The sequence below is a fragment of the Ornithinimicrobium sp. genome, from assembly GCF_051004135.1.
Lineage (GTDB): Bacteria > Actinomycetota > Actinomycetes > Actinomycetales > Dermatophilaceae > Ornithinicoccus.
This window is the reverse complement of sequence record NZ_JBPCKQ010000070.1, coordinates 1-4,102: the sequence shown is the minus strand read 5'-3', so window position 1 is coordinate 4,102 and position 4,102 is coordinate 1. Positions and strand designations below refer to the sequence as shown.

The following is a 4,102-nucleotide window of genomic DNA, read 5'->3' as shown; positions in this document are numbered from 1 at the left end:
TTTCCACCGCCCGCAAGAACGGTGCACCTGTCCTCGACGCCCTAAGCGACCTCCTCGCCGGCACACCCTGGCTACCAGCCACGAACTGAACAACCAACTCAGCCCACCTGAGTAGTTACGTCGTACGACCGAATCACGTCGATGCGTTCACGCTGCTCCCAGAGGTCGTCTCCTGACATCCCAGCGGTCCGCAAATGGTCCGCAAGATGACACGCCGCGACCACCTCTGGCCAACGACGTCCAACAGTGCGAGCGTCGTGTTTGTGCAGGTCACAGCCATTTTTCAACGGTGACACACTGTCTCCAAGAGTAGCCAGTTCTGAGGGTTTTCGTTCCGCACGCCTTTGACCACGATCCGCGGATATCACGAGGCGCTGGCCGACGGGGTGCTGACCGGGAACCGCGCGACCTTCGCCATGGTCGAGGCCGAGCTGGGCCGGGTGGAGCGCCTCGTCGCGGACCTGACCCGGGTCACCGTCGCCGAGGAGCGTGGGCTGGACCTGCAGCCGGCGGGTGGGCGTCGCGGACCTGTTGCGGTCCGCGCACGCCTCTGCTGCGATGGCTTTCGAGGAGCGCGGGGTGACCCTGTCCTGCGAGGTCGCGGACGACTGCGTTGTGATGGCGGACCCGGACCGGCTCGCGGAGATCCTGGCCAACCTGCTGGACAACGCGCTCCGGCATACCCCTGCCGGTGGCCGCGTCACCCTCACCGCCGGATGCAGCAGCGATACCGCCCGGCTCAGCATCACCGACACCGGCGAGGGCATCACGGCCGAGCACCTGCCACGGGTCTTCGAGCGCTTCTACCGGATCGACGGCGGACGCTCCCGGCAGCAGGGCGGCAGCGGCATCGGTCTGGCCATCGCGCGCGCACTGGTTGAGGCGCACGACGGATGCATCCGGGCGCAGAGCGCCGGGCCAGGAACCGGCTCCACCTTCACGGTCGACCTGCCCCTCGCGCGGCGGACTGACGGGGGCGAGGCACGCTGACCTTGGATCGGCCAAACTGGAGGGCCCGCCTGCGCGGGGCCGGTCAACCGTCCTTACGCGCGATGGGGGCTGCAGCCCGCGCGGTGCGCGGAGGCAATGCCCCGGTGATCGACGTGTCCCGTTCAGGCGAGGGACAGGAACAGCTTCTCCATCTTGGCGGTGTCCAGCTCGCCTCGACCGTGCTCGTCGGTGAGGCACTCCTTTAGCCCGGTGGCGATGATCGTGTAGCCGGCCCGGTCGATCGCCTTGCCGACCGCGGCCAGTTGCATGACCACGTCCTCGCACTCCTGACCCTGCTCCATCATCCGGATGACGGCACCAAGCTGGCCCTGGGCCCGCTTGAGCCGGGTGATGGAGGGGCGGACGGCGTCGGGGGAGAGTTCCATGTGGGCATCCTCGGGATGGGGATCGAGAGCGTGGCCTGCTGCGGTGGGAGACAACGGTCAGGATACCTCCGGGGGTGTCGCGCTCCGTCGTATACCCTGGGGGGTATGTGTACCATGGCTTCGTCCAGTGGTCGCCCGTTCTCGGGTGCCCACGTCGATCTGTGAGGAGACCTATGAGCATCCCGACCGTCCTGACCATCGAGACCCCATCGCTGGGGGACCGCAGCTATCTGGTGCATGACGGGCAGGTCGCCGTCGTCATCGATCCGCAGCGCGACATCGACCGCGTCCTGTCCCTGGCGAAACAGGAGGGGGTGCAGATCACGCACGTCCTGGAGACCCACATCCACAACGACTACGTCACCGGGGGACTGGCACTGGCCCGCGAGGTCGGGGCGAGCTACTACGTCAATGCGGCCGATGAGGTGAGCTTCGAGCGCACGCCGGTCGGGGACCGCGACGTCGTGGAGGTGTCCGAGGCGATCAGGTTGCGCGCGCTGCATACCCCCGGTCATACCTTCACCCACCTGTCCTATGTGTTGGAGGGCGAGCGGCCGGTGGTCTTCACCGGCGGCAGCCTGCTCTTCGGGGCCACCGGCCGCCCCGACCTCCTGGGCGGCGAGCACACGTTGGAGCTGGCGCGGCTGCAGCATGCCTCGGCCCATCGTCTGGTCGAGGAGCTGCCCGAGCGGACCGAGGTGATGCCCACCCACGGCTTCGGCTCGTTCTGCGCCGCGACCCAGTCCGACGCCGACGCCTCGACGCTGGCCCTGGAGCGCACGGGCAATCCGGCGCTGACCCAGGACGAGCAGACCTACGTGGACTCGATCGTCCACGGCCTGGACCTCTACCCGGCCTACTACGCGCACATGGCCCCGGCCAACGCCGCCGGTCCTGACAAGGCAGACCTGTCCCTGCCGAGTGAGGCGGACGCCCAGGAGGTGCGCCGCCGCCTCGAGGCAGGGGAGTGGGTCGTCGACCTGCGCACCCGCACCGCGTTCGCCGCCGGACACGCGTCCGGCACCTTCAACATCGGGCTGGACGGTCAGTTCGCCACCTGGCTGGGGTGGATGATCCCGTGGGGCACCACGCTGACCCTGCTGGGGAACAGCGTAGAGCAGGTCGAGCAGGCGCAACGCGAGCTGACCCGGATCGGGGTCGACCAGGTCGCGGTCCGAGCCACCGGCGAGCCGAACCAGTGGTCGGACCGTCCCCTGGCCAGCTACGACGTGGCGACGTTCGCCGACCTCGCGCAGGTGCGTCACCACCGCCGCGTGCAGGTGCTGGACGTGCGTAACCCGAAGGAGTTCGCGACCTCGCACCTCGAGGGGGCGACCCACATCCCGCTCGGTCAGCTCACCGAGCACCTGAGCGAGGTGCCGGACGGTGAAGTCTGGGTGCACTGCGGCACGGGCTACCGCTCCTCCATCGCCGCCTCGGTGCTGGACGCCCACGGACGGCGTGTCGTGCTCATCGACGACACGTTCGCCGACCAGGCAGCTGACAGCGGATTGCCCCTGGTGCACGAGTCCTGATGCTGACCTGGTCGGTGCCGCTCGGGCTGGTCATCGGGCTCGTCCTGGGCGCCCTGGGAGCCGGCGGTTCCATCCTGACCGTGCCGGCTCTGGTGTTCGCGCTGGGCCAGGACCCGCAGCAGGCCACCACGGGGTCCCTGTTGATTGTGGGGACCACCGCGCTGCTGAGCCTGCCGGTGCACGCCCGGGCAGGACGGGTGCAGTGGGCCGAAGGGATCGCCTTCGGGTCGCTGGGCGTGGCCGGGGCGTATGCCGGCGCGCGCGGGGCCGTCCTGGTGCCGGGCCCGGTCCTGCTGGGCGTGTTCGCCCTGCTGCTCCTCGGGGTCGCGGTGCTCATGTGGCGCACCGGGATGGGCGGTGCGGACGACAACAGGGGCGGAGCGCGTGAGCAGGACCGGGCCTCGCACCGCTGGCTGCGGGTCGCCGCGGCCGCCACCGGCGTCGGGGTGCTCACCGGCTTCTTCGGCGTCGGCGGCGGGTTCGTCATCGTCCCGGCCTTGATCCTCGTGTTGGGGATGAGGGCCACCACGGCCACGGGAACCTCGCTGCTCTTCCGCCTCGGCACCGGTGTCGAGCTCGACTGGCCCGTCCTCGCGTTGTTCACGGTGGCCGCCGTCGCGGGGGTACAGGTCGGGGCGCTGCTGATCCGGCATACCGACCAACGTCGGGTCCAGCAGATCTTCGTCGGTGTGCTCCTGGTGGTGGCGGTCTACACCGGCGGACAGGCGCTGACCGAGCTCATCTGAGCGACGAGGTATCTGGTCGGGTCGCTCTCCGGTGCTTGTTCGCGGTGCCGGGGTAGGTTCGTCCCCGAGCGCGTTGATGATCGCCGCCGTGCCGCCTTCCCGAGGGTGCGGCGATCCGTGCGCCCAGTTCGGCAACCGCCGCGACCACCGACTCGGCGCCGGGCCACTCGATGACCGGGACTTGCTCCCGGTCCGCGGCCACGACCTCCTCGCTCCACGGCACGCTGCCGGCCAGCTCGAAGGAGTGACGCTCGCAGAATTCGGTGATCGCCTCGAGGTCTGCGTGCGACCGAACCTTGTTGGCGACGACGACGACCCGATCGATGGGTAGCTCGTCGACGAGCATGGCCATCCGCCGAACCGTCTCCAACGAGCGGAAGTAGGGCTCGGCGACGAGACACACCGCGTCGACGTGGCGGATGGTCCCTCGACTCAGGTGCTCGGG

General features: G+C 69.4%; 5 protein-coding genes. 3 read left to right on the top strand and 2 right to left on the bottom strand.

Features of this window, described 5'->3' with window-relative positions:
• The first annotated feature begins 513 nt into the window (after window positions 1-513).
• On the top strand, window positions 514-990 hold the full coding sequence (locus tag ACR2FV_RS03950) for a sensor histidine kinase (RefSeq protein ID WP_434014400.1): 477 nt from the start codon (window positions 514-516) through the stop codon (window positions 988-990).
• Window positions 991-1,112: 122 nt separating this feature from the next.
• Here the strand turns inward: ACR2FV_RS03950 and ACR2FV_RS03945 are convergent, their stop codons facing one another.
• Window positions 1,113-1,376, bottom strand: coding sequence for a metal-sensitive transcriptional regulator (locus ACR2FV_RS03945; protein ID WP_434014399.1), 264 nt, complete (start codon window positions 1,374-1,376; stop codon window positions 1,113-1,115).
• Window positions 1,377-1,549: 173 nt separating this feature from the next.
• Here ACR2FV_RS03945 and ACR2FV_RS03940 point away from each other — a divergent pair, with 173 nt between their 5' ends.
• A complete protein-coding gene (locus ACR2FV_RS03940) occupies window positions 1,550-2,911 on the top strand; it encodes an MBL fold metallo-hydrolase (protein ID WP_434014398.1) in 1,362 nt (453 codons plus the stop codon).
• Window positions 2,911-3,657 carry a sulfite exporter TauE/SafE family protein gene (locus ACR2FV_RS03935; RefSeq protein WP_434014397.1) on the top strand — a complete coding sequence of 249 codons (747 nt, stop codon included), beginning with the start codon at window positions 2,911-2,913 and terminating at the stop codon, window positions 3,655-3,657. The genes ACR2FV_RS03940 and ACR2FV_RS03935 overlap by 1 nt, the downstream gene beginning before the upstream one ends.
• On the opposite strand, the gene ACR2FV_RS03930 is transcribed toward ACR2FV_RS03935, so the two are convergent.
• Window positions 3,650-4,102, bottom strand: a 453-nt coding sequence (locus ACR2FV_RS03930; protein ID WP_434014396.1) for a hypothetical protein, incomplete at its 5' end; no start/stop codon positions are given. The genes ACR2FV_RS03935 and ACR2FV_RS03930 overlap by 8 nt on opposite strands.